This is a genomic window from Rhodospirillales bacterium, from assembly GCA_016699855.1.
GTDB lineage: Bacteria > Pseudomonadota > Alphaproteobacteria > Reyranellales > Reyranellaceae.
Genome location: CP064988.1, coordinates 4,515,721 through 4,542,023 on the forward strand (window position 1 = coordinate 4,515,721; position 26,303 = coordinate 4,542,023).

Here is a 26,303-nt window from a genome sequence, read left to right on the forward strand (position 1 = left end):
CGTTCCGCCGGCCGGCGCGCCTCAGGCCAGCACCGTCGTCAAGCCGCCGTCGACCACGATCGACTGACCGGTGAGGTAGGCGCCGGCGTCGGACGCCAGCAGCAGCAGCGCGCCCCTGAGATCCTCCGGCCGGCCCCAGCGGTGCGACGCGGTGCGCTGCTCCAGCATGGCGGAGAACGCCCGGTTCTCCTGCAGCACGACGTTGAACTCCGTGCGGATGTAGCCGGGCGCGATGCAGTTCACCGTCACCTCCGGCCCCAGCTCGACCGCCAGCGTCTTGGTCAGGCCGATCAGCCCGTGCTTGCAGGCGACATAGGCGGCCACGCTCTCGCGGCCGAGGATGCCGAGCACCGAGGCGATGTTGACGATGCGGCCGCGGCCGCGAGCCGCCATGTGCCGGCCGGCCTCGCGCGCCAGCAGGAACGGCGCCGTCAGGTCGGTGTCGAGCACGCGCTGCCAGTCGGCGCGCGCGGTGTCGACCACCTTCTGCCGGTGCGTGATGCCGGCGTTGTTGACCAGCACGTCGAGGCCGCCGTGGCGGGCGATGATCCCGGCGACGGCCGCGACCACGGCCGCCTCGTCGGCGACGTCGAGCAGCAGCGCCTCGGCGCGGCCGCCGGCGGCCGCGATCGCGGCCACCGTGGCGTCGAGGTCCGGCGCGGTGCGGGCGGCGCACACCACGGTGGCGCCGGCGCCGGCCAGCGTCTCCGCGAAGTCGCGCCCCAGGCCGCGCGACGCGCCCGTCACCAGCGCCACCCGGTCCTGACAGAGAAGAGATCGTTCATCGCGAAGCCCCCGTTGCCGCCGGCGCCGGCGCGTCCATCGTGTAGACGGTCTGCCGGTGCGGACCGACATCCGCCTCGATCGGCACCCAGCCCTGCCGGACGTAGAAATCGCGCCGCTCGACCGACGCGCAGAGATAGGCGCGCGGAAAGCCGCGCGCGAAGCATACGCCGGCGGCATGGCCGACCAGCGACCGTCCGACCGACCGCAGGCGGTGCGCCGGCTCGACCCACACGGCGGCCACCCATGGCGTGTACCCGGGCCGCTCGTCGAGATCCGAGGCGACCCCCAGAGTCGAGCCGAGATAGGCGCCGCCGTCGTGCGCGACCACGGCGAAGGGCAGGGGGCCGGCGTCCAGCGCCGCGCGCAGGCCGCCGGCGACCCGCTCCAGCGGATGGCCGCGCGGTTTCCACCACGCGCGCCACACGCGGTCGGCGACGACGTCGAGGAACGCCGGGCGGTCGCGCAGATCGGAGATCGCGAAATCCATCGCCCATCCTCGCGCGGCCGCCGGCCGATGCCAACCCGGCGGCGCGCCGGCGCGCTTCGAATCGCCGGGCCGATCGCGTAGGGTGCGGCCGCGGGCCGCCGCGCGGCGGCGGATTCAAGGGTCGGGAGAGACGCGGATGGAAAAGGACAAGGGCAAGGTCGCGATCGTCACGGGATCGGCGACGGGCGTCGGCGCGGCGACGGCGCTGCAGCTCGCCGACCGCGGCTGGAACGTCGTCATCAACTACTCGCGCAGCAAGGCCGAAGCCGAGGACACCGCCGCCGCCGTCGCCGCCAAGGGCGTCGAGTCGCTGCTGGTGCAGGCCGATGTCGGCCAGGACGCCGACTGCCGCAAGCTGGTCGACCACGCCGTCAAGCGCTGGGGCCGGCTCGACGCGGTCGTCAACAACGCCGGCACCACGACGTTCCAGCCGGCCGGCGACCTCGACGCGGTCAACGCCGAGGATTTCGAACGCATCAACCGGATCAACGTGGTCGGCCCCTACCAGATGAGCCGCGCCGCCTTCCCGGTGATGAAGCGGCAGTGGGAGGAGCTGGGCGAGCGCGCCTCCGTCGTCAACATCTCCTCGGTCGCCGGCGTCATGGGCATCGGCTCGTCGATCCCCTACCTGTGCTCGAAGGGCGCGCTCAACACCATGACGCTGGCGCTGGCGCGCTGGCTGGCGCCGGCGGTGCGCGTCAACACGGTGTGCCCCGGTTTCATCCAGAGCCGCTGGCTGCTCAACGGCATGGGCGAGGAGGCCTACGAGAAGTCGAAGCGGCACCAGGAGACGCAGATGCCGCTGCAGCAGGCCGGCACCACCGACCAGATGGCCGAGGCGGCGGTGTTCTTCACCACCAGCGCCAGCAACATCACCGGCGAGTTCCTCGTCGTCGACGCCGGCATGCATCTCGGCCACGCCCCGCTGCGCGCGCGCTGAGCGGCGCGGGCGGCCGCCGCTACGGCAGCTCGTGGCCGCGGCCGATGTTGACGATGATCGACCGCAGGTTCGGCTTGCGTTCGATCAGCGCGCGCCGGTAGGCCAGCAGCCCCTCCATCAGCGCGCCGCCGCGGTCGAGCAGGCGGTCGGCGAACTCGACCACGCGCGTGTTCGGCCACGCGTGGGCGCGGATGTCGAGCAGCGAGAGGAACGCCTCGGTCTCGCGGCCGGGGTTGTGCTGCGCCATCAGCACGGCGGCTGACGCCGTCGAGCGCGAGATCCCGGCGTGGCAATGGACCAGCAGGTGGCCGCCGTCGCCCAGCGGCGGCGCCAGCCTCTCGCCGAACGCCAGCACGCGGGCGACGTCGTCCATGGTGCAGGCGCGGAAGCCGGGGAACTCCGCGACCACGTCGTCGAAGCGCAGCAGCTCGCGGTGCGCGCCCTCGAACGACGACAGCGCGTCCGGCTCGGGATGGTGCTGGTCGATCAGCGACAGCACGTGCGTGACCCCGTCGCCCGCGAATTTGGGCAGATCGGCGAGGCCGCAGATCGAGACCCGGAACGGCGTGAGCGGACGCGGCGCGGACATGTCGGTGGTGCCTTTCGGAGCGCCGGGCTGCTTAGCGCGCGCGCCGGGGCGGCGCAATCGTTCGGCCGGCGCGTCCTACCGGCGCCGGACGAAGACGCCGGCCGAATCCAGGCAGTCCACCGAGCGCCCGACGCCGCAGCTGCCGTCGCGCGTGCAGCTCCAGTACGTGTAGCTGACGCACTTGCCGCCGTCCTCTTGGTGGATGGCCGTGACGCGGTCGTAGGCGCAGTTGCCATTGGCGAAGTTGTTGATCTTCCAAGATCCGACGGACGCGGCGTTGAGATAGGCCGTGAACGCCTCGAGGCTGTCGCCCGGCGGCCAGCGCGTCGACCGGCAGAAACCGTTCTCGGGCTCTCCGGCCTCGGCGCGGCGGATGACCTCCTCGATCATCCGCAGCTCGCTGTCCTGGGCCGAGGCGCCGCCGCTGGCGCAGGCCAGCGCGAGCGCGGCGAGCGCCGCGGCGAGCCACCGCGCCGCTTTCGAACGTCCGGCGTCGTCGCGCATGATCACGTCTCCACCCGGATGCGGCACGTCCGCCGGCGCCGGATTCTCGGCGACGACGATCAGCGTCGTCAACATCCGGCGTCGCGATTCGCGAGGCCCAACAAAAAGCGCCCGTCGACAAGTCGGCGGGCGCAGTTGGGGGTGACAACGACGATCGATCCGTTGGGGTGGACCGGCCATCGCGCACGTCCTTTATCCGGTCACGGGCTGACGTGTTCCTGACGGGTGCCCGCATCGATCCACAACTGAATCGCTCACGGCCATAGTCCCTTCGCCAGATACAGGCCGAACGCCAGCATCGCGAGCAGGAATAGCTTCCGGAACGCCTCCGGCGGGATCGACCGGCGCAGCCGCACGCCCAGCCACATGCCGGCCGATGTCGGGATCGTCGCCAGCGTCGCGTTCACCATGTTGCCGGTGTTGGCGTGGCCGGTGAACCACAGCGCGACCGTCATCGCGCCGGTGAAGAACAGGAACAGGATCCCCAGCGCCTGCACCAGCTCGTCCTTGGTCAGCTCGAGCGACTGCATGTAGGGCAGGAACGGCACCGCCGCGATGCCGGTGGCGCCGCCGATCGCGCCGCTGACGGCGCCGCACAGCGGATTGGCCCACGGCTCGTGGCGCTTGGCGACGCGCGGCCGCCACGCCACCAGCGCGGTGACCGCGAAGGCGGCGAGGATCAGGCCGAGCCAGGCGATCGAGCCGCCCGAGCCGAGCGATCCGGCCGCCGCGGCCGCGACGATGACGCCGACGGCGAACGGCGCGCCCAGCGGCCAGAAGCGCGCCAGCATCGCCTTGAAGTGCGGACCGTCCAGCGCCTGCCACGCGTTCGACACCAGCGTCGGGATCGTCATCAGCGCCAGCGCCTCTCCGGGCGGCAGTCCGAACGCCAGCGAGATCGCGATCGCGGTCGGTGGCAGCCCTTGGCCGACCGCGCCCTTGATGACGCCCGCGACGAGGAACGCGACCGTGACGGCCACGATGTAGTGCGTCGTGATTTCCATGTCCGCGATCGGCTCAGGCGGCGTCCGGCGAATCGACGTTCGGTGGTGCAGCCTGTCGCATGCGGCGTTTCCCCTCGATTTCGCGGAATTGTCGCCGTCGCCGCCGCGCGCGGCAAGCCGCGTCGCGTCACCGCCGCCTTGCGGTTTCGCCGGTGCCGGCCGTGTCGAGGCGCTTCGCCGCACGCCGCGCGATCGCCATCGGCCGTCGCGGCGAGGATCGTTCGTCGAGGCGACGACGACGTCCATCGCGTCACGCATGACGACGGGACCGTCGCCACGCCCTACCGCTTCGGCGCGACGCGGTCGAGGAAGGGGTCGAGGTCGCGGAACAGGCGGGCGCGGATGGCGTCGGTCTCCATCATGATCTCGTGGCGCGCGTCGGGGTAGGGGATCAGCGCGCAGCCGGGGATGCGCTCGCAGATCGCGGCGTGCGTCTTGCTGTCGACCAGCAGATCCTGGCCGGCGCTGAACACCAGCGTCGGCACCGCGATGCGCTCCGGCACGCCCGGCGCGTCGAGCGCGCGGATCGAGCGCGTGGCCTGGCGCAGCCAGCCCACCGTCGGCCCGCCCAGCGACAGCCGCGGGTCGGCCGCGAACCACGCCTCGGTGAAGCGGAAGCGGCGCTCGTCGTGCGTCACCTTGTTGCCGATGAACTCGCGGCCGATGAGCTGGAACGGCGCCGAGCCGTAGAAGAAGCGCTCGTCGACCTGCGGCACCGACGGCAGCAGCATCAGCATGGTCGAGATGATGGCCTCGCGCCGCAGCCCGGTCATCGGCGCGCCGAAGACCGCCGCCGCGACCTTCGACTCCGGGCCGGTCTCGGCGAGGTAGCGCAACAGGACGTTGCCGCCCATGGAATGCGTCAACCCGACGACGGGCCGCGGCGCCTCCGGCTCGACCACCGTGGCGATGAACGCCTTCAGGTCGGACAGGTAGGTGTCGAAGCTGTCGATGTGGCCCTTCTGGCGGTCCTCGACCAGGCGCGCCGACAATCCCTGGCCGCGCCAGTCCATGGCGTAGACCGCGAAGCCGCGGGCCAGCAGCGTCGGCACGATGTCGACGGCGTACTTGTCGATGAACTCGCCACGTCCGGTCAACAGCAGGATCGACCCGCGCGCCGGCGTCGCCTTGGCGGTCCACACGCCGAACCGCAGCTTGGCGCCATCGGCCGCCGTGAGGAATCCGTATCGGTCGGCGGCCACGTAGGTGTCGCGTACGACCGCGGGGACGGCGGCCGGCGCCGCGCCCTCGGCCGTGGACGCCACCGGCGTTCCCTCGAATTCGATCAGCGTCGCCATCAGAACCGCCGCCAGCACGGCCACCAGCGAGATCGCGATCCGCGCTGCCACGCGCGCGATCCGTCGCCAGCCCATCCCGTCGTTCCCGTCATCGCTCCGGCGCCCGTCGCGCCAGCTCCCCTCGACACTAAGCGAGCCGTCGCTCGAAATGAAGCGCGGTGGTGCCGCTTTTGGCGCCGGACCGCGGAATCCGGCGGCAGATCGCCAGAATCGGCTTGAGCGCGCCGAGTATCTCTATCCACAATCTGCGATTAATTCTCACTCGCTTGACATGGATCAATGACAGGGATAAGTGCGATTGCGAATTGATCGCATCTACGTCGGAAGCGCCGTCCAGCTGGAGGAACGCATCTTGAAGAGCATCGTCATCGCCGCCGCGCTCGCCCTGTCGACCGTGTCCGGCGTCGCCGCTCAGGAGCGCGTCGTCAACCTCTACACCGCGCGCCATTACCAGACCGACGACCGGCTCTACGCCGATTTCACCAAAGCGACCGGCATCAAGGTCAACCGTATCGAGGGCAAGGAGGACGAGATCATCGAGCGCATCCGCAACGAGGGCGCCAACAGCCCGGCGGACGTGCTGATCACCGTCGACATGGGCCGCGTCTGGCGCGCCGAGCAGGCCGGCGTGTTCGGGCCGGTGAAGTCGGCCGTGCTGGAGCAGCGCCTGCCGGCCCATCTGCGCGACCCCGCCGGCAAGTGGTTCGGGTTCTCGACCCGCGCCCGCGTCATCGTCTACGCCAAGGACAAGGTGAAGCCGGGCGAGGTGGCGCGCTACGAGGACCTCGCCGGTCCCGGCATGAAGGGCCGCGTCTGCGCCCGCTCCGGCGGCCACGTCTACAACGTCTCGCTGCTGGCCTCGATGGTCGCGACCCAGGGCGAGGAGAAGGCCGGCGCGTGGGCCAAGGCGGTCGCCGCCAACATGGCGCGCCCGCCGCAGGGCGGCGACACCGACCAGATCAAGGCGGTCGCGGCCGGCCAGTGCGACGTCGCCATCGTCAACAGCTACTACGCCGCGCGCGTCTTCAACTCGACCAAGGACGAGGACAAGGCGATGGCCGCGAAGCTCGCGATCTCGTTCCCCAACCAGGGCGACCGCGGCACGCACGTCAACGTCTCGGCCGGGGGCATGGTCAAGACCGCGCCGCATCCGAAGGAGGCGCAGGCCTTCCTCGAGTACCTCGCCGGCGACGCCGCCCAGCGCTATTTCGCCGACGGCAACAACGAGTACCCCGCGGCGACCGGCGTGAAGGTCGACAACAAGGCGCTCGATTCGTGGGGTCCCTTCAAGGTCGACACCGTCAACGTCGGCGAGTTCGGCAAGCACCAGGCCCGCGCCCAGACACTGTTCGACCGGGCCGGCTGGAAGTAGAGGCGGTGAACGCTCTCGCGTCTTCCTCCCTCTCCGCCCGCTCTTGCGGGGGGAGAGGGTCGGGGTGAGGTGGGTCGTCGCGAAGGTGATGACGTTCGATATCGACGCACGTCGAGTTTCCATCGATATCGTGGCGAATACGACGACCACCTCACCGCCGCAGTATCGGCGCTTCGCCGATACTGCGTACCCGCGCTCGGCGCGGGCCCCTCCCTCTCCCCCGCTGCGCGGCGGAGAGGGGACAAAGCGCGGCTTCGATCCCTTGCGCCGTCGCTCGCGATCGCGGAGTCTGACGCCGACGAGGCGCGCGCGAGGGGCATGGCGATGGCGGCGGATGACGGGATCGGCCTGTTCGGGAAGATCCGCGACAAGCTGGTGGACAGCAAACGCCGCTGGGCCGAGGACGGCCGGCTGCTGACCGGCGCGGCCGATCCGCGCCGCGCCAACCGCCTGCCGCCGGGCCAGCGTCTGGTCACCAACTGGCCGGTGCTCGATCTCGGCGTCCAGCCGGACATCCCCACCAACATCTGGCGTCTGACGATCGACGGGCTGGTCGAGAATCCCGTGGCGTGGAAGTGGGGCGACTTCACCGACGAGCCGCAGGTCGCGCGCCGCGGCGACATCCACTGCGTCACGGCGTGGTCGCGCTACGACAACGATTGGCGCGGCGTGTCGGCGCGGCATCTGCTGTCGGTGGTCAAGCCGAAGCCCGAGGCGCGGCACGTGATCTTCCACAGCTACGACACCTACACCACCAACGTGCCGCTGGCCGATTTCGACGCCGACGACGCGCTGTTGGCGACGACGTGGAACGGCGAGCCGATCAGCCTGGAGCACGGCGGCCCGGTGCGCGTCGTGATCCCCGCGCTCTATTTCTGGAAGAGCGCGAAGTGGATCAAGCGCATCGAGTTCAGCCAGCACGACAAGCCCGGCTTCTGGGAGGTCCGCGGCTACCACAACTACGGCGATCCGTGGCTGGAGCAGCGGTACGACACGGAGTAGGGGCGCGGCCGCTTGCGACGGGCGGCGGGAGCCCGTCATACTGGCCGGCGGGGGAGACCATGTCCGACGAGCGCCCGGCCGACGCGCCGCCATCCGATCCGCGGCCGCCGGGCGATTCCCAGACGCTGCCGGCCGGCTACCGGCTCGGACGCTACGAGATCAGGAGCGTGCTCGGCCTCGGCGGCTTCGGCACCACCTACCGCGCCCACGACACGCGGCTGCACCGCGACGTCGCGATCAAAGAATACCTTCCCAGCGGCTTCTCTGTGCGGCATCCCGACGGCACCGTGCGGCCGCGTTCGGCGCAGGAGGCCGAGACTTTCGAGTGGGGGCGCGAACGTTTCGCCGACGAGGCGCGCACGCTCGCGCGCCTCGAGCGCGCGGCGGGCATCGTCAACGTGCACGACATCGTCGAGGCGAACGGCACCGCCTACATGGTCATGGAGTTCCTGCGCGGCGAGACCCTCGAAGCGCTGCTGAAACGCCACGGCACGCTGTCGCAGGACGGCATCGAGCGGCTGCTGCATCCGCTGCTGGCGGGGCTCGAATCGGTCCACCACGCCGACTTCCTGCACCGCGACATCAAGCCCGCCAACATCCTGATCGACGAGGCGGGGACGCCCAAGCTGATCGATTTCGGCGCCTCGCGCATGGCGGTGCAGGGGCGCACGCAGGCGATGACGGCGATCTTCACGCCCGGCTACGCGGCCCCGGAGCAGATGGCCGTGTCGGGCAACCAAGGCCCGTGGTCCGACATCTACGCGCTCGGGGCGACGCTCCACCAATGCGTGTCGGGCGTGCAGCCGCCGTCGGCGATCGAGCGGATGATCGAAGACAGGCTCGCGCCCGCCTCGGAGATCGGGCGCGGACGGTACGCGCCGGGTCTGTTGGCGGCGATCGACGCCGCGCTCGTGCTCAAACCGGCCGGCAGGCCGCAGAGCATCGCGGAATGGCGCGGCTTGATCGCCGGCGGTCTGCGCCCCCGGGCGGCCGCGGCCGCGCCGGTGAGCGCGCCGGTTGCGGGGAAGGCGGCGCGCCCGCGTTGGCCGGCCTGGCTGGCGGCGGGAGTCGTCGCGCTGGCCTTGGCGGGAGGCGGCGTCTACGCGTGGCGGACGATGCAGGATGCCGCTGCCCACCAGCTTGTGGTCGAGAAGGAACGCGCGGCGCGGATCGCCGCCGAGGCGGAAGCGGCGGCCCGAGCGCGGGTGGAGGCCGACAAGGCCGCCGCCGCGAAGGCCGAGGCGGAGCGGGTCGAGACGGAGAAGGCGGCGGCGCGGCGAGCCGCCGCCGAGCGCGAGGCCGCCGAACGGCTCGCTCGGGAGCGGGCGGAGACCGAGCGGACGGCGAGGGTTGCCGCCGAGAAGGCGGCGGCGGAGGCGCGCGAGCGCGCGGCCCGCGACGCGGCGAGTCGGGACGAGGCGCGGGCCCAGGTGCCGACCGTCGCCGGGACCTGGACCGGATCGTATTCCTGTCTGCAGGGCGCGACCGGATTGACGCTGGTCGTGGAGGGCCGGCCGGAGGCGCTGTCGGCGGTATTCTCGTTCTATCCGCTGCCGGGCGGCGCCGACGGGTTGTCGGGCAGGTTCCGCATGACGGGCGCCTTCGATCCGGCCCGGAACGTCGTGTCGCTGCGCCCCGCGCGATGGATCGACCAGCCGCCGAACTACGTCATGGTGGGGATCCAGGCGCGGCTCGACGCGGGCGGCCGACGCCTCGACGGCACGATCACGACCGAAGGCTGCTCGTGGGTGCGCCTCGCCCGTTGAGTCCGCCGAGCGCTTTCGGTTCCCGTGGCGCGGGTCGCTTGCGGGCATTGCCGCAATCCCACGCGTCGCCGCGCGGTTACCGCCCGTCCGCGCATTGACGGCGCGTCGCGGCGGTGGTTCGATTCACCGCGTCGACGCGCGCCCCTGACCCACGGACCATGACCGGCCCCACCCTCGTCTGCACGACCACCGCCGGCGCGCGGCCGCTCGGCGTGCGCGGCGCGCCGCTGCACCACGCCCAGGCGCAGATCCGCGCCGTGGTCGGCCGCCGGCTGGACGCCCGCCACGCGGCGCTGCTGGCCGAGCCGCAGCCGCACGCCGGCGGCGGCCGCATCGATTGGTACAGCGCCGCGCCGGGCGTTGTGCGCGCGCTGGCGGGTCTACCGCCGCCGGAGGCCGAGGCGCTGCGCGCCGAGGTCGCCACCATGCTGGCCGCCATCGAGCGCGTCGGCCGCGAGCTGGAGGCGGGCACCACCGACGACGGCCGGCTGGCCGGCGCCTCGCTGCGTCTGGCCTCGGCCGCGCCGGCCGACGAGTACGTGTTCCGCGTCGGCGACCAGCCGGTGGTCGTGTGCTGGGGCTACGAGGCCGGCGGCGCCGGCGCCGTGCTGCCCGGCGCCTTCCTGCCCGCGACCCAGGCGATCCCGCCGGCCGCCGCCGCCGTCGCGCCGCAACTGCCGCCGGGCATGGCCTTGGCGCCCGCCGCCGCGCCGGCGATGGCGTTCGCCGCCGCGGCGCCGATGCCGGTCGCCGCCGTGGTCGCGCGCGCCGCGCCGTTCGCGTGGCCGCTGTGGCTGGGGATCGGGCTGGCGGCGATCCTGCTGCTGCTCGGCACGTCGTGGATGCTGCGCCATCTGCTGCCGTTCTCGCCCGCCATCGACATCGCGCTGCTGCCGGTGCCGCCGGCGCCGCCCGCGCCGCCGCCGCCGCCCGATCCGCGGCCGGCGCTGGAGGCCGCCATTGCCGCCGCCCAGGCCGACGAACCCCGCCTGCGCGGCATCCTCGCGTCGATGCGCGACCAGGCCGCCGCGCGCATCCGCGACTGCAAGCCGCCGCCGCCGCCCAAACCGATCGATCTGCCGGAGGACCGCTGGGGCAAGGGCGAGCTGGCGATCCTCAAGGGCTGCTGGGTGCTGGGCAAACCGACGCCGTCGCGGCTGCGGCCCAACGAGGGCGGCGAGGTGATGGGCACGCAGCACGCCGGCCGGCTGTGCTTCGACGACAAGGGCAACGGCACCAACACCTCGTCGGCCACCTATCCCGGCTACGGATCGAGCCGCTGCCACGGACCGGCGACGGCGAAGTTCGACGGCACGGGCAAGCTGCGCATCACCTATCCGCGCGTCGAGTGCGATCCGTCGCGCTTCTTCCGCTACGCCGGCGGCATGACCTGCCGGCGGATCAGCGACACGGTGGCGATGTGCGACACCGGGCTGGGCGAGGCGGAGTTCCGCCGCGAGGGCAATTGAGCGCGGCGCCGCGCCGGGGGAGGGACGGCGCATGGCCCGCCGCGTGATCCGCGTCTACAGCGACTACAAGAGCCCCTACGCCTATCTGGCGAAGGACCCCGCCTACGAACTCGAGCGCGACACCGGCGTGACTCTGGACTGGCTGCCCTACACGCTCGACATCCCCGCCTACCTCGGCAGCGCCAGCGTCGATTCCAGCGGCAACGTGCTGGCCGAGAGCCGCAACGCCCACCAGTGGCGGCGCGTGAAGTACAGCTACATGGACTGCCGCCGCGAGGCCAATCTGCGCGGCCTCGTCATCCGGGGAACGCGCAAGATCTTCGATTCCGCGCGCGCCAACGCCGGCATGCTCTACGCGAAGGAGGCCGGCGTGTTCCGCGCCTACCACGACCGCGTGTTCGAGCGCTTCTGGAAGCGCGAGCTCGACATCGAGGATGATTCGGCGCTGGCCGGGGTGTTGACGGAATGCGGCGCCGACGGCGCGGCCTTCGCGGCGTGGTTCGACCGCGAGGGGCGGGACCGGCTCGACGCCGTACGCCGCGACGCCGAGGCCGCCGGCGTGTTCGGCGTGCCCAGCTTCCTGCTCGAGGACGGCGACCTCTACTGGGGCCGCGAACACCTCCCGAGGATCCGCGAGCTGCTGGCGCGGCCGTAGCGACTCCTCTCTTCCGTCGCCCGCTCGCGGGAGCGGGTGGGGGCCATGCGAAGCGTGGGAGGGTGAGGGGCCACACCCGCAGCCACGGCTTGTGTCGCCCGATCGCCCGCGTAGCCCCTCACCCCGGCCCTCTCCCGCACGGCCGGAGAGGGGCATGAGTGCCGCGCCGCCTACCGGTTCGTCAGGCGCAGCTCGATGCGGCGGTTGCGGGCGCGGGCGGCGGGCGTGTCGCCGGTCGCGAGCGGCAGGAAGTTGGCGTGGCCGGCGGCCAGCAGGCGCTGCGGCGGCACGCCCTTGTCGACGAGGAATTTCAGCACCGCGATGGCCCGCGCCGAGGACAGCTCCCAGTTCGACGGGAAGCGCTCGTTGCTGATCGGCGCGCTGTCGGTGTGGCCGTTGACCTGCAGCACCCAGTCGACGTCGCCGGGGATCACGCGCATCAGCCCGGCGAGCTGGGTCGCGAGCTGCTCGAGCTGGCGCAGTCCGGCGGGATTGAGGTCGGCCGAGCCGCTGTCGAACAGCACCTCGGACTGGAACACGAACCGGTCGCCGACCACCGCGATGCCGGCCTGGCCGCGCAGCGCCTCGCTGAGGCGGCCGAAGAACTCCGAGCGGTAGCGCGACAGCTCCTCGACCTTGCTGGCGAGCGCGCGGTTGAGCCGCTGCCCCAGCTCGACGATCTGCGCCTGCTGCTCCTTGGCGCGCGCGTCGGCGGCGTCGAGCGCGGCGTTGAGCTTGGCCAGCTCGGCGCGGGTGGCGTTGAGCTCGCCGGCCAGCCGCGTGACGGCGGCCTTCGACTCGGCCGTCAGCTTCTGCTCCTCCGTGAGATCGTCCCATAGCTTGCCGCGCTCGTTGTTGGCGCTGGCCAGCGACGCCGCCAGCCGGGTCAGCTCCAGCTTCTGCCGGTCGATCTCGCGGCGCAGCGCGTCGGCGGCGTTGGCGGCGTCGGCGCTGCGCGACGCCGCCTCGCGCTCGGCGGCGCGCAGCAGCGCCTCCAGCTTCTCGCGGTCGCCGGTCAGCGCCAGCAGCTGCGCCGCCAACCGGTCGCGCTCGGTGGTCAGCGCCGCCTCCTGCGACATCCGCCGCGTCCGCTCGGCCGCCGCCTCGGCGGCGCGCGCCTCGCCCTCCCGCGTCAGCGCGCCCAGCCGGCGCTCCTGCTCGGCGCGGGCGGCGGCGATCTCCGCCAGGCGGGCCTCCAGCGCGGTGCGCTCGACCGTGAAGCCGGCGATGCGTTCCTCCGCGCCCCTGAGGTCGGCCGCCAGCTTGTCGCGCGCCGTCGTGGCGCCGCGCAGATCCGTGGTCAGCGCGCCGACCCGCTTGTCGAGCTCCTCGGCGCGGGCGCGCTGCATGCGCAGCAGGTCGCCGAGCTGCGAGAGCTGGGCGCCGAGCTTGTCGATGGTGGTGTCGCGCAGCGACACGTCTCCCTTCAGCCCGGCGATCGAGCGGTCGCGCTCGCTCACCGCCGTGCCCAGCGCGAACTGCGCCACGGTGTAGAACGCCAGCAGGAACACCAGCACCATCAGCAGGCTCGCCAGCGCGTCGACGTAGCCCGGCCAGGTGTAGTCGGCGTGCGCGCCGCGGCGGCGCGAGGCGAGGCCGGCCACGCTCAGCTTCCGGCGCGGTCGCGCGGCACCAGCGGCGCGCGCGGCGCTTCGGCCGCGCGCGCCTCGCCGGCGGAGCGCGCCGCGAGCGTGCGGGCCAGCAGCTTGAACTCGTCGCGCAATTCGTCGGCCAGCGCCGTGCGGCCGCGCACCATCTCCTCGACCAGCCGCGCGAGCTGCGCCTCGATGGCGCGCTGGTGCGCGCGCTGCGCCTCGTCGGGGGCCGCCGCCGGCATGGCGCGGGCGCGGGCGGTCTCCTCGACCAGCCGGGCGAGCTGCGCCTCCAGCGTCCGCTGGTGCGCGCGCGAGGCGTCGTCGACCGGCGGCGCGGCGCGGGCGCGGGCGGTCTCCTCGACCAGCCGGGCGAGCTGCGCCTCCAGCGACCGCTGGTGCGCGCGCGACTCCTCGTCGACCAGGGGCGGCGCCGGCGGCGCCACGGCGCGCTCCGCCAGCCACGCCATGCCCTCGCGCAGTTCGGCGCCGTTGGCGGCCAGCCGCGCCAGCGTCTCCTGCTGCTGGCGCAGCGCGTCGGTCAGCGTCAGCAGCCGTTCGCCGAGCTGCGCCGTGGTGTCGCCGGCGCTGGCGCGGACCTCCTCGGCGCGCTGCATCGTGCGCTGCAGCCGGTCGATGCTCTCCGCGCTCTGCTCCAGCAGCGCCTCGACGTAGGCCGGCAGCGGCTGGTCGCCGTCCATCTGCAGCGCGCCGCCGCCGATGCGGGTCTGCGCAGCCAGCCAGTCCTCGAGGTCGTTGTAGAAACGGTTCTGCGCCTGGCCGGCCTGCAGCTCGAGGAAGCCGACCACCAGCGATCCCGACAAGCCGAACAGCGAGGCGCCGAACGCCGTGCCCATGCCCTTCAGCGGCCCCTCGAGGCTGCTCTTGAGCTTGGCGAACATCTGCAGGCTGTCGCCGCCGACCTGCAGGCCGGCGATCGCCTCGCCGACCGTGCCGACGGTGTCGAGCAGGCCCCAGAACGTGCCCAGCAGGCCGAGGAAGATCAGCAGTCCGATGGCGTAGCGCGAGGTCTCGCGCGATTCGTCGAGACGCGAGGCGATGCCGTCGAGCAGCGAGCGCGTCGCCATCGGCGACAGTTTCAGCTTGTCGCTGCGCTCGCCCAGCATGGTCGCCATCGGCGCCAGCAGCCGCAGGCGCGACGCCGCCGAGGTCGGCGGCTGGTCGCGGCGGTAGGTGTCGAGCCACTCGACCTCGCGCTCCAGCGACAGCACCTGGCGCACGATGAAGGCGATGCCCAGCACCAGCGTGGTCAGGATGGCGCCGTTGATGACCGGGTTGTGCCAGAAGGTGGTGATCAGCTGCCCGCGCAGCACCCACGCCACGCCCGCCACCGCCAGCAGGAACAGCAGCATGCGCAGCAGGTAACGGCGCGGTCGGGTCATTCGGCGTGCTCCAGGCGGTCCGGCATCTCGTCGCGTCCGGCCGCGGCCGGCGCCGCGATCATAGCGCCTCCGGCCCCGCCGCACGACCACGCAGCGCCGCGATCATGGCGATGGCGGGGCGGCGCGCCGATCCAACGGCGCGCGCCGCCGGGCCGCGCCCTGCGCTCGAGCGCGAGTATCGAGGCGCCGAGCCGCCTCCGTTCGAGGCATGTCGCCGCGCCTGTCGTCTTGAGCGCGGCGAAAGACCTCGACTCCGCGATGTCGCCGGCGACGCACGTCCTTCCCGGCGGCGGTGATGGCGCCGGCGGCGAGGTCCTTGGCGGGCGCTCAGCGCGACGGAGGTGGACGAGAGGAAGGAGGTTGGGGTGCCTACGGAGGGAGCGCGTGGCGGCGGCGGCGAGCGGCCGCCGCCGCGCCGCTCAGGATTTCCCGGGCAGCAGGTCGACGCGGTCGGCGGGGCCGGCATCGCCGACGTTGCCCAGCGCTTGGAGATCGATCTTCTCCTTCGGCACGCCCTTGTCGATCAGGTAGGAGCGCACCGCCAGGCCGCGCGCCAGCGACATGCGCCGCGTCTCGCTCGTGCTGCCGCCGGTGCTGGTGTAGGCCTTCAAAGTCATCCTGCCGGTCTCGCCGCTGACGATCGCCTGCGCCATCTTGTCGAGCTCGGCGCGCGCGTCGGCCGACAGCGCGGCGGAGTTCTGCTCGAACGTGATGCGCGCCGGACCGATCGCCACCGACGGCGCGGACGCGACCTGCGTCGGCTTGGCCGCGGGAGCGGCGGGTTTCGCGGCCGGCGCGGCGGCCGGTGGAGCCGCGGACTTCGCGGCCGCGGCGGGCGGAGTCGCGGACGGAGCGGCTGGCGCGGGCGGTGTGGCAGGCGCCGGCGGCGTCGCGCCCGGCTTCGCCGGTGGTTCCGTCGCGCCGACGCGCGGCGTCGTGGCCGGCGGTGGTGGCGCCGGCGGCGGCGGCTCGCCGGGCCGGGTCGGACGCTGCGCCATCTCGGTCTTCGACGCCGCCGGCTTCTCGGCGGGCTTCGCGGCCGCCGCCGGCGGTGCGGCGGGCGCCGGCGCCTGCGGCGTCGAGGCGCGCGTCACCGTCTCAGAGATCAATGTCGACGCGGCGGGTGGCGCGCTCGCGGCGGGCGCGGGCGAGGGAGTGGCCGTCGGCTTCGACGGTGCCGCCGGAGCCGTTGCGATGGGCGCGGGCGGTGGAGTCGGTGCGGCCGCCGGCTTCGGCGGAGTTGGCGCGGCAGCCGCCGCGACGGGCGCGGGTGTCGGTGTCGGCGCAGCCGCTGGCTTCGGTGGAGTCGGGGCCGGCGCAGGGGCCGCCGCGACGGGTGCGGGCGTTGGCGTCGGCGCAGCCGCTGGCTTCGGCGGAGTCGGTACGGGCGCGGGCGCCGCCGCGACGGGCGCGGGCGGCGGCGGTGCCGCAGCGGCGGGCTTCGGTGGAGTCGGTGCCGGCGCAGGGGCCGCCGCGACGGGCGCGGGCGTTGGCGCAGCGGCGGGCTTCGGCGGCGTCGGTGCCGGCGCGGGAGCCGCCGCGACGGGCGCCGGCGGCGGTGTCGCGCCGCGGCGGGCTTCGGCGGAGTCGGTGACGGCGCGGGCGCCGCCGCGACGGGCGCGGGCGGTGGTGTCGGCGCCGCGGCGGGCTTCGGTGGAGTCGCTGTCGGCGCGGGAGCCGCCGCGACGGGCGCGGGCGTTGGTGTCTGCGCCGCCGCCGGCTTCGGCGGCGTCGGTGCCGACGCGGGAGCCGCCGCGACAGGTGCGGGCGGCGGTGTAGGCGCCGCAGCGGGCTTCGGCGGAGTCGGTACGGGCGCGGGAGCCGCCGCGACGGGCGCGGGCGGCGGAGTCGGTACCGGCGCGGGCGCCGCCGCGACGGGCGCAGGCGGAGGCGTCGGCGCGGCCGCTGGCTTCGGTGCGACCGGTGCCGACATCGCTGCGGCGGGCGCTGGAGTTGGCGCGGGCGTCGCCACTGGCCTTGGCGGCATGGGCGTCGGTGTCGCTGCCGGCGCGGCGGGGCGCGCCGGCGGCGTGACGGTCACCGATCCGACGCGGGCCGGCGGTTCGCCGGGGCTCGGCCGCGTGGCCGGCGCTGGCGGAGGCGCTGCGGTCGCAGTCGCCGGCACCGGCGGCGGCGTCATCGCCGGGGCGGCGGCGATCGCGGTCGGTGGCGGAGTCGTCGCGGCGCGGCCGGGCGAGGTCGGGATCGTGCTGTAGGGCGTCGGGCTGCGGACCGTGCCGCCGGTCTCCGGCACGGCGACGAGGCGGCTGCGGATCGGACCGGGTGGTGGTGGTGGCAGACCGGCGCCGGGGAGCGCGGCGGTCTGGCTTGGCGCCATGGCGCCGTACGGCGGCGGGCTATAGGCTGGAGCGCCATAACCGCCGGGCGCGCCATAGGCGGGTACGCCGTAGCCGGGCGCGGCCGAGGCGTAGACCGGGGCACCGGTGGCCGGGTAGCCGCTGGATGGTGCCGAGGCGCCGCCGCTCCAAGGATTGTACGCCGCGACCACGCCGGGCGCCGGCGCGGGCGGCGCGGCGCCATAGGGCATGCCCGGCACCGGGCCCCCGACGCCGGGGCGCCGCGAGGGATTGACCGCCATCGGCAGGCCGGGCGCGGCGCCGCCATAGCCGGGCGCGCCATAGGCCTGCGGATAGGCCGGTGCGCCGTAGACCATCGGCGGCGGCGGCGGGCCATAGCCGCGCACGGCGGGCTGACCGGGGCCGGCCTGGGTGTAGGGGTTGTAGGCGCCGACGATCGGGGAGCCGCCATATTGCGCCGCCGCCGGCGCCGCGACCGCCGCGCACGCCGCCGCCATCGCGGCCAAGCGCGCCGCGCGCCGCTTGAGGCGACGAAAATCGGGCGGGGCGGTCATCGATCGACGCCTCTTCGGTCACGTGCCTATCGGAGCCGCCGCGGTCCCCCGACCGCGGCGCGGTTCCACCATAGCCAATCGCCCCCGCGCGCTCAACCGACTCGGCGCGTCTGGGGATATCGTCGCGGGGGGAGGACGCGCGATGTCGCGCGCGTCGTGCGAATTGCCACCCACGGCGGACGTCGACGCCACGCCCGGGCCGTTTTGACGGTCGCCCCGGCAAGGTCTATGGAATCAAGCGGCATCGACGCCGCGTCGCCGGCGTTGATCCATGTCACGGCGGTGAAAGTCGCCTGGTCCAAGCATTGCGGCCATTCCGGCCTCTGTCAGGAGCCGGTTCGTCCGTTCAAATGGAGTGTGAGATGCACAGCAGATTGTTCCACGCGTCGGTGATCGCGGGCGTCCTGTTCGCTGGCGGCGCGATGGCGCAGCAGTCCGGGACGTACACGTTCCGTCTGGCCGCGAATCCGGCGAATGTCGGCGTCTGCAACGCGCTCGACGCCGCCCTGTCGCGCGAGCACACGGTCACGGTCGCCGCCGACAAGGCGGCCATCAAATCGAGCGGCGGCATCACCGACGACATGAAGGCGACGGGCGCCGGCGTCTACCGGACCGAGTTCGAGCTCGGCCGCGTGCGGCTCGTGGTGGTGGCGGACACCAGCAAGACTCCGCGGACGCTTCTCGTCACCGAGCCCCGCGAGGGCTGTAAGTGGAGCGGCACCACGCCGTGAGCCGGGCGGGCATACGGCCCTCCCGGAGAGGATGACGGAAGCGCGCGCGGCCCGGCCCGCGTGCCGCGCGCAGTCCTCCTTTCGATAGGCGCGCCGAACGGCGGGCCGACGGTCGGCTCCCATGCCGGCGTGGCGACGGCGCTGTGACCTCTGCATTCGTCATTGCGAAGGAACTCATCATGATCAAACGCCGTGGCGGATGCCTGGCGGCGCTCCCTATGCGCCGCCGTCTCATGGACGAGCGTTTCTGTCGCCGCCGCGCCTCCGGCCGAGGAGGGCGGTGGCTCGCTGGCCGCGAAATCGCAAAACCCCATCGCCGACTTGATCAGCCTTCCGATCCAGCCCAATTTCAATTTCGGCCTCGGGCCGCACGACCGCACCCAGTCGCTGGTCAACGTCCAGCCGGTGATCCCGATCGGCCTCGGCGACGACTTCAACCTCGTCACCCGGGTGATCATGCCGCTGATCAACCAGCCCGACCTGAGACAGAGCAGCGGCGCGACGTTCGGACTGGGGGATTTCAATCCGACCTTCTTCCTCGTGCCGAAGATGCCGGGCAATCTCATGGTGGGATTCGGTCCGACCTTCCTGCTGCCGACGGCGACCGACCGCGTGCTGGGCAACGGCAAGTGGGGGATCGGCCCGTCGGCGGTGGTCGTCTGGTCGCCGGCGCCGTGGGTATTGGGCGCGCTCGTGAACAACATCTGGTCGTTCGCCGGCGACAGCCAGCGCAAGAACGTCGACCGCATGACGTTCCAGCCGTTCGTGAACTACAACCTGCCCGGCGGCTGGTACCTCTCGACCGGCCCGATCATCACCGCCGACTGGACGGCGCGATCGGGCGATAGATGGACGGTCCCGGTCGGCGGCGGCGTCGGCAAGATCTGGCGCATCGGCCACCAGCCCGTGAACACCAGCGTCCAAGCCTACTACAACGTCGTGAAGCCGCAGACTGTCAACGGGCCGGATTGGCAGCTACGGCTCCAGTGGACGTTCCTGTTCCCGAAATGAACGACACGCCGTGGCGTGCCGGGCGTCCCCGGCGGGATGCTCGACTCCGATCCGTGTCACCGCCGCGTCACGTCGTTCCCGTATCCGCTGTCCATGCGCTGGCAGGTGATCGTCGCGGGGACGGATCTGGCGTCGGCCGACGCCGCGGGCGGCGGTCTTCGTCGACGCCCGCGTTTGGATTCGCCATATCCGCAGCCTTGCGTCTATTCTACATGAAGACGTCGCCAATCTTGGCGCGTTGTCGGTCGCGACCCGGCGCTCCTGGTCGAGCGCTTGTCGAGGTTCAGGGGGGTACATGATCACGTTCCGTGCGGCGGCCGGTCGAGCGGCTTTCCGAAGCGTGCTGGCGGGCGTGCTCGCCCTCCCGTTGACGATCGGCCACGCGGCCGCGCAACAGACCACCGGCGCGCCGGGCTCGCCCGGCGCCACGACGACGATCGACGGCCGGCAGCTGCCGGTGCCCGATCCGAAATTCGGCGGCGTGATCAAGGACGGCGCGTTGCAGTCGAAGCCGTGGTGGGCGCCGCGCGTCACGCCGCCGAAAGGCGCGCCCAACATCCTGCTGATCATCACCGACGATTCCGGCTTCGGCGTGCCCAGCACGTTCGGCGGCGTCGTTCCGACGCCGAGCATGGACCGCATCGCGCAGGAGGGCCTGCGCTACAACCGCATGTTCTCGACCGCGCTGTGCTCGCCCACGCGGGCGGCGCTGATCACCGGCCGCAACCACCACTCCGCCGGCTTCGGCGTGGTCTCGGAGCAGTCCACCGGCTACCCCGGCTACAACAGCATCATCGCCAAGGACAAGGCCACGGTCGGCCGCATCCTGCTCGACAACGGCTACGCCACCTCGTGGTTCGGCAAGAACCACAACACGCCGTCCTTCGCGGCCAGCCAGGCCGGGCCGTTCGACCAGTGGCCCGTCGGCATGGGCTTCGAGTATTTCTACGGCTTCGTCGGCGGCGACGCCAACCAGTGGCAGCCCAACCTGTTCCGCAACACGACGCAGATCTATCCGTTCGAGGGCAAGCCGGGCTGGAACCTGGTCACCGGCATGGCCGACGACGCCCTCGACTACATGAACCGGATGCACCAGATCCAGCCGGACAAGCCGATCTTCATCAAGTACGCGCCCGGCGCCACGCACGCGCCGCACCATCCGACCAAGGAGTGGGTGGAGAAGATCAGCAAGATGAAGCTGTTCGACGAGGGTTGGAACAAGGTGCGCGAGCGCATCTTCGAGAACCAGAAGCGGCTCGGCGTGATCCCGAAGGACGCCAAGCTGCCGCCGTGGCCGAAGGATGTCCTGAAGGAATGGGACCAGCTCACGGCCGACGAGAAGAAGCTGTTCATCCGCCAGGCCGAGGTGTTCGCCGCCTACGCCGCCTACAGCGACCACGAGATCGGCCGCGTCATCAAGGGCTTCGAGGAGCTCGGCAAGCTCGAGAACACGCTGATCATCTACATCAACGGCGACAACGGCACGAGCGCCGAGGGCGGCCCGATGGGCACGCCCAACGAGGTGGCCTGGTTCAACGGCGTCAGCGAGATGCCGGTCGAAGCGCAGATGAAGTTCTACGACGTCTGGGGCACCGAGCAGACCTACAACCACATGTCGGCGGGCTGGTCGTGGGCCTTCGACACGCCGTTCTCATGGTTCAAGCAGAACGCCTCGCAGCTCGGCGGCGTCAACCAGAACATGGTCGTGTCGTGGCCGGCGCGCATCAAGGACAAGGGCGGTCTGCGCGAGCAGTTCGTGCACGTCATCGACGTCCTGCCGACGATCCTCGAGGCGGCCGGCCTGCGCGCGCCGGAGATGGTCGACGGCATCAAGCAGGCGCCGATCGAGGGCACCAGCTTCGCCTACACATTCGATCCGAAGAACGCCAAGGCGCCGTCGCGGCACCGGACGCAGTACTTCGAGATGATGGGCCAGTGGGCGCTGTACCACGACGGTTGGTTCCTCAGCACCAAGGTCAACCGCGCGCCGTGGCAGGCCTTCGGCGCGGCGAATCCGGACCCGCTGAACAAGCAGGAGCTGGAGCTGTTCAACCTGAACGTCGACTTCAACCAGACCACGAACATCGCGGCGAAGAACCCGCAGAAGGTCGAGGAGCTGAAGAAGATGTTCATCGCTGAGGCGCGCAGATACCAGGTGTTCCCGATGGACGCCTCGGTGGCGGCGCGGATCGTGGCGCCGCGCCCGAACATCACCGCCGGACGCACGGAATTCGTCTACACGCGTCCGATGGTCGGTTTGCCGCAGGGCGACTCGCCGATGCTGCTCAACGCCTCCTACACGATCACGGCCGAGATCGACGTGCCGGAGGGCGGCGCCGAGGGCATGATCCTGACCTCGGGCGGGCGGTTCGCGGGCTACGGCTTCTACCTCCTCAAGGGCAAGCCTGTGTTCCTGTGGAACCTGATCGACCTGAACCGGATCAAATGGGAAGGGCCGGACGTCCTCGCGCCGGGCAAGCACGTCGTGGAGTTCGACTTCAAGTACGACGGGCTGGGCGTGGGCACGCTCCTGTACAACGACATGAGCGGCCTCGGGCGGCCGGGCACGGGCACGCTCAAGGTCGACGGCAAGGCGGTGCAGACCATCACGATGCCGAAGACCCTGCCGATGATCCTGCAATGGGACGAGAGCTTCGATGTCGGCTCCGACACGCTGACCGGCGTGAACGATGCCGACTACAAGCCGCCGTTCGCGCTCACCGCGAAGCTCGTCAAGCTGACGGTCAAGGTGGACCGCCCGAAACTGTCGCCGGCGGACATCAAGCGGCTCGAGGCGGCGCAGGCGGCGGCGGCCGACGGCAAGCCGCCGGCCGGCGCGCCGGCCAAGGCGCCCGCGGCCACGCCGGCCAAGGGCAAGTGACCACGCGGCGCGGCGCGGCTTCGTAGCCGCGCCGCGCGCGCCGTGCGCCCGCCGGCGGGGCGCGGCACTGGAGCGCGGCCGGACGGATCCGGCGGCCGACCGAGTGACCAGACGACAGACCATCCCGCCGGTTGCGCCGGCGCCAGAAGGAGAGACCAGACGATGCGCGACAAGAGGGACGACCTGAACGGGTCGGAGGAACAGGGCGCCCGTCGCGCCGGCACGCGGCGGCGCTTCGTCGCGGCGTCGGCGCTCGGCGTGGCGGCCGCCGGACTGGCCGGCGAGGCGCTGGCGCAGGCGGCGGCCAAGGAGGCCGACTTCCTGTTCGTGCAGACCGCCGGCGGCATGACCTTCGACAAGGCGACCTCGAAGCTGACGCTGACCGGTGTCGCCTCGACCACGATCATGTTCACCGACCGGCCCGAGCGCGTCGCCGGCCACATGAGGACCTCCGCCTTCGTGCCGTTCTGGAGCCAGGGCAAGGACAGCTTCCTGAAGGATCCGCCCAACGCCGACCTCTCGATCCTCGAGGGCGAGAAGCTGGTGCAGGTCGTGGTCACGCTGACGAACCCGGTCCTGGCCGGCGACAACCTGAGCTACACGGTCAAGATCCTGCAGGGCGACATGCCGGCCAAGGGCGCGCACGTGTCGCTGTTTATCGACGTGATCGGCATGCCGTTGACGCCGCTGTCGTACGCCGGCGTGGCCCGGCGCACCTACCGGCGCGCCGTGATCTATCGGTAGACGTCGCCGGCGCGGATCCCGGCCTCATCTCGAGATTTCGCGCCTCGCCGGGAACGCCGTCGGGCGCCGGCCGGAACACCGCAAGCCGCCGGTGGGCGCGCCGGCAAAATCCAGGTGAGCGCCCGGCGATCACGCCGACTTGGGGCTCTCGGGGACGCCCGGCGCGCGGCGTTGGTCGCGCGCGGGCGCGCGGTGCATGCATGGTGGTCACGATTTTGGGAGGCGTATGATGATGATCGCGAAGCGAAGCTGGAGAGGGCTGGCGGCCGCGTCGCTCGCCTTGGTGGTCGCTTTGGCGACGCCGTGGGCCGCGAGCGCCGACGAGGCCGACGCGCGCAAGCTCCTGAAGGCGATGTCGGTCTACCTGGCGGCGCAGAAGACGATGGCGTTCTCGTACGACGCCGACCTCGAGGTGGTGACCAAGGACGGGCAGCGGTTGACGCTGGCCAGCTCCGGAACGCTCGCGCTCGCCCGTCCGGACAAGCTCCGCGCCACGCGCGCGGCCGGCTTCGCCGATATCGAACTGGTGTTCGACGGCAAGACCGCGACGCTGCTCGCCAAGACCGGCAACGTCTACGCCCGGGTCGACGAGCCGGGCTCGGTCGACCGGCTCATTGACGTGCTGCGCGACAAGTACGGCATGTTGCTGCCCGCCGCGGATCTCCTGCTGCCGGATCCCTACGCCCTGCTGATGGCCGACGTGGTCGACGTCAAGGACCTCGGCAGCGGCGTGGTCGGCGGTGTCGAATGCGACCATCTGGCGTTCCGCGCCAAGGAGGTCGACTGGCAGATCTGGATCGCGCACGGCCCCCGTCCGTATCCGTGCAAGTACGTCATCACGTCCAAACAGGTCGCGGGCGGGCCGCAGTACAGCGTCCAGGTCAGGGACTGGAAGGCCGGAAGCGACGTGCCGGCGTCCGATTTCGGCTTCAAGCCGCCGGCCGGATCCCGCGAGGTCGCGTTCAAGGATCTGCCGGGCGCCAGCGATCTGCCGGCGCATTTCTCGAAGTGAGGCGCCCCATGACCGTGCCGAAGAAGATGGCCGCGCTCGCGGCGGTCGGCGTCGTCGCGCTGTTCGCGCTCGAGCTCGGCGAGCGGTTCTCGGTGCCGGGCGTGCGCGGCGTCGTCACCGCCGCCGAGGCGGTGGTCGGCCGCCCGGCGACGCCGGTCAGCGTCGCCGGCGTCGCGCGGCGCTCGGTAACGCCCGGTGTTGGCGCGCCTGGCGTCGGCGTCGCCCCTGGGGTGGGTGTCGGCGCCCCCGGCGTGGGCGTCACTCCCGGCGTTGGCGGCCCGGCGAATCTTGGCGGCCCTGTCAACCACCCCGGTAGACGGTGAGTCGCCACGTTCGGGAAAGGCGGAACCCGGGGTTCATCGGAGAAGCAAAGCATGGAGTTCCTCCCGGACCTCGCCAAACTCGCTCAAATCTTCTCGAACGCGATCGCGCCGGCGTTCTTTCTTGGCTCTGTCGCCGCCTTCGTGTCCCTGATGACGGCGCGGCTGGCCATCGTCAACGACGGCATCAAGGCGACCATGGCGCTCGAAGAAGGCAAGCCCGGTGCGGATCGCGCCCGCGCGAGACTTGTGCCGCTCGCGCGTCGAGCGCACCTGCTCGCGGACGGGATAGTGTTGTCGCTGGCGAGCGGGATATGCGCGACGTTGTTGCTCGCGGTCCTTTTCGCAAGCCAGTTCTTCGGGCTGGTCCATGCCTACGGCGCGGCGCTTCTCTTCATCTTCGCTACGCTGCTCCTCGGGAGCGCGCTGTTTCGGTTTGCCCAGGAAGCGTGGCACGCGCGCAACGAGCTGAAGGAATCGCAAATCCGCATCCTGAGCTTCCCGCCATCGTCGTCGGGCTCAAGAGGATCGGAAATTGACCGCTAGGTTCTCGATCCCGGATGTGGCGGCGCCGTGCCCGTCGCCGATCGCGGCCTGCCGCAGCCGCCGCGTGGCGGTGACGGGCGCGTCGCGGTCGATCGAGGTTCTGCCGGGCGCCGGCGACCTGCCGGCGCATTTCTCGAAATGAGGTGTCCTATGACCGTGTCGAAGAGAATGGCCGCGCTCGCGGCGGTCGGCGTCGTCGCGCTGTTCGCGCTGGAATTCGGCGAGCGGTTCTCGGTGCCGGGCGTGCGCGGCGTCGTCACCGCCGCCGAGGCGGTGGTCGGCCGCCCGGCGACGCCGGTCAGCGTCGCCGGCGTCGCGCGCCGCTCGGTGCGGCGCTGCGCGGTGGGCGTCTACCACTGCTAGCCGGACGCGCGCGGTCCCGCGTCGCGCCGGCCACGACGGTGGCGCGGCGCCGCGAGGCCGCGCGAACGCCGCCTCAGTCGCGCGTCAGCAGTCCCGTCAGCGTGTCGCGCAGGGCGAGGTTGGTGGCGAGGATCGAGGGGCCGCCCAGCGCGTAGGGCGCGCCCTCGAGGTCGGTGACGACGCCGCCGGCCTCGCGCACCAGCAGCACGCCGGCCGCCACGTCCCACGGCGACAGGCCGAACTCCCAGAAGCCGTCGAAGCGGCCCGTCGCGACCCAGGCGAGGTCGAGCGCGGCGGCGCCGAAGCGGCGCACGCCCGAGGTCGACTTCATCGCGCGGCGCAGCGTGGCCAGGAACTCCTCGTGCTCGCCGCGCGCGGCGAAGGGGATGCCGGTGGCCAGCAGCAGGCTGGTGGTGGATTTGCGGCCCGCGACGCGCAGGCGGCGCGAACGCAGCGTGCTCGGCGTCTCGAGGAAGGCGCCGGCGCCCTTCTCGGCCCAGAACAGGTCGTCGGTCGCGGGGTTGAGGATCAGGCCGGCGACGACCTCGCCCTCGCGCTCCAGCGCGATCGAGACGGCGAAATGCGGCACGCCGTGCATGAAGTTCGTGGTGCCGTCGAGCGGATCGACGATCCAGCGGTTGCGGCCGTCGCCCGGCGTGTTGGCGCCCTCCTCGCCGAGGAAGCCGTAGTCCGGCCGCATGCCCATGAGGTGCTCGCGGATCACCCTCTGGGCCATGATGTCGGCCTTGCTGACGAAATCGCCGGCGCTCTTCTCGGTGAACTGCAGATGCTCGACCTCGCCGAAGTCGCGCTTCAGGCCCTTCGCCGCCGCGAAGGCGGCGCGCGCCATCACGGTCATGGTCGGCGATTTCGGCGCCTCGCTGCGACGCGACACCGGCACCGAGCGCTCGCGGATCGGCCCGGTCGGGGCGCGGCCGATGCGCGCCACGGGGCGC

Annotated in this window: 26 protein-coding genes and 2 pseudogenes; 17 read left to right on the forward strand and 11 right to left on the reverse strand. The window is 72.3% G+C overall.

The features are described from left to right. Window positions 1-21 precede the first annotated feature (21 nt). Window positions 22-855, reverse strand: coding sequence for an SDR family oxidoreductase (locus IPK81_21345; protein QQS12038.1), 834 nt, complete (start codon window positions 853-855; stop codon window positions 22-24). After that, on the reverse strand, window positions 782-1,273 hold the full coding sequence (locus IPK81_21350; protein QQS12039.1) for a GNAT family N-acetyltransferase: 492 nt from the start codon (window positions 1,271-1,273) through the stop codon (window positions 782-784). The genes IPK81_21345 and IPK81_21350 overlap by 74 nt, the downstream gene beginning before the upstream one ends. Window positions 1,274-1,409: 136 nt before the next feature. Between IPK81_21350 and IPK81_21355 the strand changes: the two genes are divergently transcribed. Next, a complete protein-coding gene (locus IPK81_21355) occupies window positions 1,410-2,213 on the forward strand; it encodes an SDR family oxidoreductase (protein QQS12040.1) in 804 nt (267 codons plus the stop codon). A gap of 19 nt (window positions 2,214-2,232) precedes the next feature. Here the strand turns inward: IPK81_21355 and IPK81_21360 are convergent, their stop codons facing one another. The 4 genes from IPK81_21360 to IPK81_21375 all read right to left on the reverse strand — a co-directional run bounded on the left by IPK81_21360 (window position 2,233) and on the right by IPK81_21375 (window position 5,659). Further along, window positions 2,233-2,802 (reverse strand): protein-tyrosine-phosphatase, encoded by a 570-nt coding sequence (locus IPK81_21360; GenBank protein ID QQS12041.1) that lies wholly within the window; start codon window positions 2,800-2,802, stop codon window positions 2,233-2,235. A gap of 75 nt (window positions 2,803-2,877) precedes the next feature. Next, the gene (locus tag IPK81_21365; protein QQS12042.1) at window positions 2,878-3,381 is read right to left on the reverse strand and encodes a hypothetical protein; all 504 of its coding nucleotides are present in this window, start codon (window positions 3,379-3,381) and stop codon (window positions 2,878-2,880) included. A 179-nt stretch (window positions 3,382-3,560) separates the two neighbouring features. Then, window positions 3,561-4,310, reverse strand: a complete 750-nt coding sequence (locus tag IPK81_21370; protein QQS12043.1) for a sulfite exporter TauE/SafE family protein — start codon at window positions 4,308-4,310, stop codon at window positions 3,561-3,563. 281 nt (window positions 4,311-4,591) lie between these two features. Further along, window positions 4,592-5,659 (reverse strand): alpha/beta hydrolase, encoded by a 1,068-nt coding sequence (locus IPK81_21375; protein QQS12044.1) that lies wholly within the window; start codon window positions 5,657-5,659, stop codon window positions 4,592-4,594. A gap of 286 nt (window positions 5,660-5,945) precedes the next feature. Between IPK81_21375 and IPK81_21380 the strand changes: the two genes are divergently transcribed. From IPK81_21380 to IPK81_21400, 5 genes are all read left to right on the forward strand, one after another. Beyond that, window positions 5,946-6,980 carry a Fe(3+) ABC transporter substrate-binding protein gene (locus IPK81_21380; GenBank protein ID QQS15207.1) on the forward strand — a complete coding sequence of 345 codons (1,035 nt, stop codon included), beginning with the start codon at window positions 5,946-5,948 and terminating at the stop codon, window positions 6,978-6,980. 324 nt (window positions 6,981-7,304) lie between these two features. Continuing rightward, window positions 7,305-7,982, forward strand: coding sequence for a sulfite oxidase-like oxidoreductase (locus IPK81_21385; GenBank protein ID QQS12045.1), 678 nt, complete (start codon window positions 7,305-7,307; stop codon window positions 7,980-7,982). A gap of 59 nt (window positions 7,983-8,041) precedes the next feature. Then, window positions 8,042-9,748: a serine/threonine protein kinase gene (locus IPK81_21390; protein ID QQS12046.1), complete on the forward strand. Its 1,707-nt coding sequence runs from the start codon at window positions 8,042-8,044 to the stop codon at window positions 9,746-9,748. A 158-nt stretch (window positions 9,749-9,906) separates the two neighbouring features. Continuing rightward, window positions 9,907-11,217, forward strand: coding sequence for a hypothetical protein (locus tag IPK81_21395; protein ID QQS12047.1), 1,311 nt, complete (start codon window positions 9,907-9,909; stop codon window positions 11,215-11,217). A gap of 31 nt (window positions 11,218-11,248) precedes the next feature. Next, a complete protein-coding gene (locus IPK81_21400) occupies window positions 11,249-11,872 on the forward strand; it encodes a DsbA family protein (protein QQS12048.1) in 624 nt (207 codons plus the stop codon). A gap of 170 nt (window positions 11,873-12,042) precedes the next feature. Here the strand turns inward: IPK81_21400 and IPK81_21405 are convergent, their stop codons facing one another. The 3 genes from IPK81_21405 to IPK81_21415 form a co-directional block, all read right to left on the reverse strand. Next, a complete protein-coding gene (locus IPK81_21405) occupies window positions 12,043-13,476 on the reverse strand; it encodes an OmpA family protein (GenBank protein QQS12049.1) in 1,434 nt (477 codons plus the stop codon). Between the two features lie 2 nt (window positions 13,477-13,478). Beyond that, window positions 13,479-14,867, reverse strand: a complete 1,389-nt coding sequence (locus IPK81_21410; protein ID QQS12050.1) for a flagellar motor protein MotA — start codon at window positions 14,865-14,867, stop codon at window positions 13,479-13,481. Between the two features lie 419 nt (window positions 14,868-15,286). Further along, window positions 15,287-15,601 carry an OmpA family protein gene (locus tag IPK81_21415; protein QQS12051.1) on the reverse strand — a complete coding sequence of 105 codons (315 nt, stop codon included), beginning with the start codon at window positions 15,599-15,601 and terminating at the stop codon, window positions 15,287-15,289. Between IPK81_21415 and IPK81_21420 the strand changes: the two genes are divergently transcribed. Together IPK81_21420 and IPK81_21425 are read left to right on the forward strand one after the other, a co-directional pair. Continuing rightward, the gene (locus IPK81_21420; GenBank protein ID QQS12052.1) at window positions 15,579-16,646 is read left to right on the forward strand and encodes a hypothetical protein; all 1,068 of its coding nucleotides are present in this window, start codon (window positions 15,579-15,581) and stop codon (window positions 16,644-16,646) included. The two genes, IPK81_21415 and IPK81_21420, sit on opposite strands and share 23 nt — an antisense overlap. Before the next feature lie 206 nt (window positions 16,647-16,852). Beyond that, window positions 16,853-17,083 carry a hypothetical protein gene (locus IPK81_21425; GenBank protein ID QQS12053.1) on the forward strand — a complete coding sequence of 77 codons (231 nt, stop codon included), beginning with the start codon at window positions 16,853-16,855 and terminating at the stop codon, window positions 17,081-17,083. A gap of 113 nt (window positions 17,084-17,196) precedes the next feature. Here IPK81_21425 and IPK81_21430 read toward each other — a convergent pair. Then, window positions 17,197-17,280, reverse strand: a pseudogene (locus IPK81_21430) (sulfur globule protein CV1). 821 nt (window positions 17,281-18,101) lie between these two features. Here IPK81_21430 and IPK81_21435 point away from each other — a divergent pair. From IPK81_21435 to IPK81_21475, 9 genes and pseudogenes are all read left to right on the forward strand, one after another. Further along, window positions 18,102-18,470: a hypothetical protein gene (locus IPK81_21435; GenBank protein ID QQS12054.1), complete on the forward strand. Its 369-nt coding sequence runs from the start codon at window positions 18,102-18,104 to the stop codon at window positions 18,468-18,470. 288 nt (window positions 18,471-18,758) lie between these two features. Beyond that, window positions 18,759-19,481, forward strand: a complete 723-nt coding sequence (locus IPK81_21440; GenBank protein QQS15208.1) for a neuromedin U — start codon at window positions 18,759-18,761, stop codon at window positions 19,479-19,481. 295 nt (window positions 19,482-19,776) lie between these two features. Next, the gene (locus IPK81_21445) at window positions 19,777-22,362 is read left to right on the forward strand and encodes an arylsulfatase (protein QQS12055.1); all 2,586 of its coding nucleotides are present in this window, start codon (window positions 19,777-19,779) and stop codon (window positions 22,360-22,362) included. Window positions 22,363-22,620: 258 nt separating this feature from the next. After that, window positions 22,621-23,106, forward strand: a complete 486-nt coding sequence (locus tag IPK81_21450) for a hypothetical protein (protein ID QQS15209.1) — start codon at window positions 22,621-22,623, stop codon at window positions 23,104-23,106. A gap of 232 nt (window positions 23,107-23,338) precedes the next feature. Beyond that, a complete protein-coding gene (locus tag IPK81_21455; GenBank protein QQS12056.1) occupies window positions 23,339-24,118 on the forward strand; it encodes a DUF2092 domain-containing protein in 780 nt (259 codons plus the stop codon). A gap of 8 nt (window positions 24,119-24,126) precedes the next feature. After that, a pseudogene (locus IPK81_21460) lies at window positions 24,127-24,306 on the forward strand (hypothetical protein). A 186-nt stretch (window positions 24,307-24,492) separates the two neighbouring features. Further along, the gene (locus tag IPK81_21465) at window positions 24,493-24,984 is read left to right on the forward strand and encodes a DUF2721 domain-containing protein (GenBank protein QQS12057.1); all 492 of its coding nucleotides are present in this window, start codon (window positions 24,493-24,495) and stop codon (window positions 24,982-24,984) included. Beyond that, window positions 24,974-25,126 carry a hypothetical protein gene (locus tag IPK81_21470; protein QQS12058.1) on the forward strand — a complete coding sequence of 51 codons (153 nt, stop codon included), beginning with the start codon at window positions 24,974-24,976 and terminating at the stop codon, window positions 25,124-25,126. The genes IPK81_21465 and IPK81_21470 overlap by 11 nt, the downstream gene beginning before the upstream one ends. Window positions 25,127-25,134: 8 nt before the next feature. Then, window positions 25,135-25,347: a hypothetical protein gene (locus tag IPK81_21475; protein QQS12059.1), complete on the forward strand. Its 213-nt coding sequence runs from the start codon at window positions 25,135-25,137 to the stop codon at window positions 25,345-25,347. Window positions 25,348-25,420: 73 nt separating this feature from the next. Here the strand turns inward: IPK81_21475 and IPK81_21480 are convergent, their stop codons facing one another. Beyond that, on the reverse strand, window positions 25,421-26,206 hold the full coding sequence (locus IPK81_21480; protein QQS15210.1) for an inositol monophosphatase: 786 nt from the start codon (window positions 26,204-26,206) through the stop codon (window positions 25,421-25,423). Between the last annotated feature and the right edge of the window lie 97 nt (window positions 26,207-26,303).

Excerpts from the sequence above, each read along its gene's own strand:
- IPK81_21475 (QQS12059.1), top strand. The coding sequence starts at position 25,135 with ATGACCGTGTCGAAGAGAATGGCCGCGCTCGCGGCGGTCGGCGTCGTC.
- IPK81_21455 (QQS12056.1), top strand. The coding sequence starts at position 23,339 with ATGATCGCGAAGCGAAGCTGGAGAGGGCTGGCGGCCGCGTCGCTCGCC.
- IPK81_21400 (QQS12048.1), top strand. The coding sequence starts at position 11,249 with ATGGCCCGCCGCGTGATCCGCGTCTACAGCGACTACAAGAGCCCCTAC.
- IPK81_21355 (QQS12040.1), top strand. The coding sequence starts at position 1,410 with ATGGAAAAGGACAAGGGCAAGGTCGCGATCGTCACGGGATCGGCGACG.
- IPK81_21480 (QQS15210.1), bottom strand. The coding sequence starts at position 26,206 with ATGACCGTGATGGCGCGCGCCGCCTTCGCGGCGGCGAAGGGCCTGAAG.
- IPK81_21395 (QQS12047.1), top strand. The coding sequence starts at position 9,907 with ATGACCGGCCCCACCCTCGTCTGCACGACCACCGCCGGCGCGCGGCCG.
- IPK81_21435 (QQS12054.1), top strand. The coding sequence starts at position 18,102 with ATGCACAGCAGATTGTTCCACGCGTCGGTGATCGCGGGCGTCCTGTTC.
- IPK81_21410 (QQS12050.1), bottom strand. The coding sequence starts at position 14,867 with ATGACCCGACCGCGCCGTTACCTGCTGCGCATGCTGCTGTTCCTGCTG.
- IPK81_21345 (QQS12038.1), bottom strand. The coding sequence starts at position 855 with ATGTCGGTCCGCACCGGCAGACCGTCTACACGATGGACGCGCCGGCGC.
- IPK81_21370 (QQS12043.1), bottom strand. The coding sequence starts at position 4,310 with ATGGAAATCACGACGCACTACATCGTGGCCGTCACGGTCGCGTTCCTC.
- IPK81_21465 (QQS12057.1), top strand. The coding sequence starts at position 24,493 with ATGGAGTTCCTCCCGGACCTCGCCAAACTCGCTCAAATCTTCTCGAAC.
- IPK81_21445 (QQS12055.1), top strand. The coding sequence starts at position 19,777 with ATGATCACGTTCCGTGCGGCGGCCGGTCGAGCGGCTTTCCGAAGCGTG.
- IPK81_21390 (QQS12046.1), top strand. The coding sequence starts at position 8,042 with ATGTCCGACGAGCGCCCGGCCGACGCGCCGCCATCCGATCCGCGGCCG.
- IPK81_21385 (QQS12045.1), top strand. The coding sequence starts at position 7,305 with ATGGCGGCGGATGACGGGATCGGCCTGTTCGGGAAGATCCGCGACAAG.
- IPK81_21360 (QQS12041.1), bottom strand. The coding sequence starts at position 2,802 with ATGTCCGCGCCGCGTCCGCTCACGCCGTTCCGGGTCTCGATCTGCGGC.
- IPK81_21420 (QQS12052.1), top strand. The coding sequence starts at position 15,579 with ATGCGCGCCGGACCGATCGCCACCGACGGCGCGGACGCGACCTGCGTC.
- IPK81_21350 (QQS12039.1), bottom strand. The coding sequence starts at position 1,273 with ATGGATTTCGCGATCTCCGATCTGCGCGACCGCCCGGCGTTCCTCGAC.
- IPK81_21365 (QQS12042.1), bottom strand. The coding sequence starts at position 3,381 with ATGTTGACGACGCTGATCGTCGTCGCCGAGAATCCGGCGCCGGCGGAC.
- IPK81_21425 (QQS12053.1), top strand. The coding sequence starts at position 16,853 with ATGGGCGTCGGTGTCGCTGCCGGCGCGGCGGGGCGCGCCGGCGGCGTG.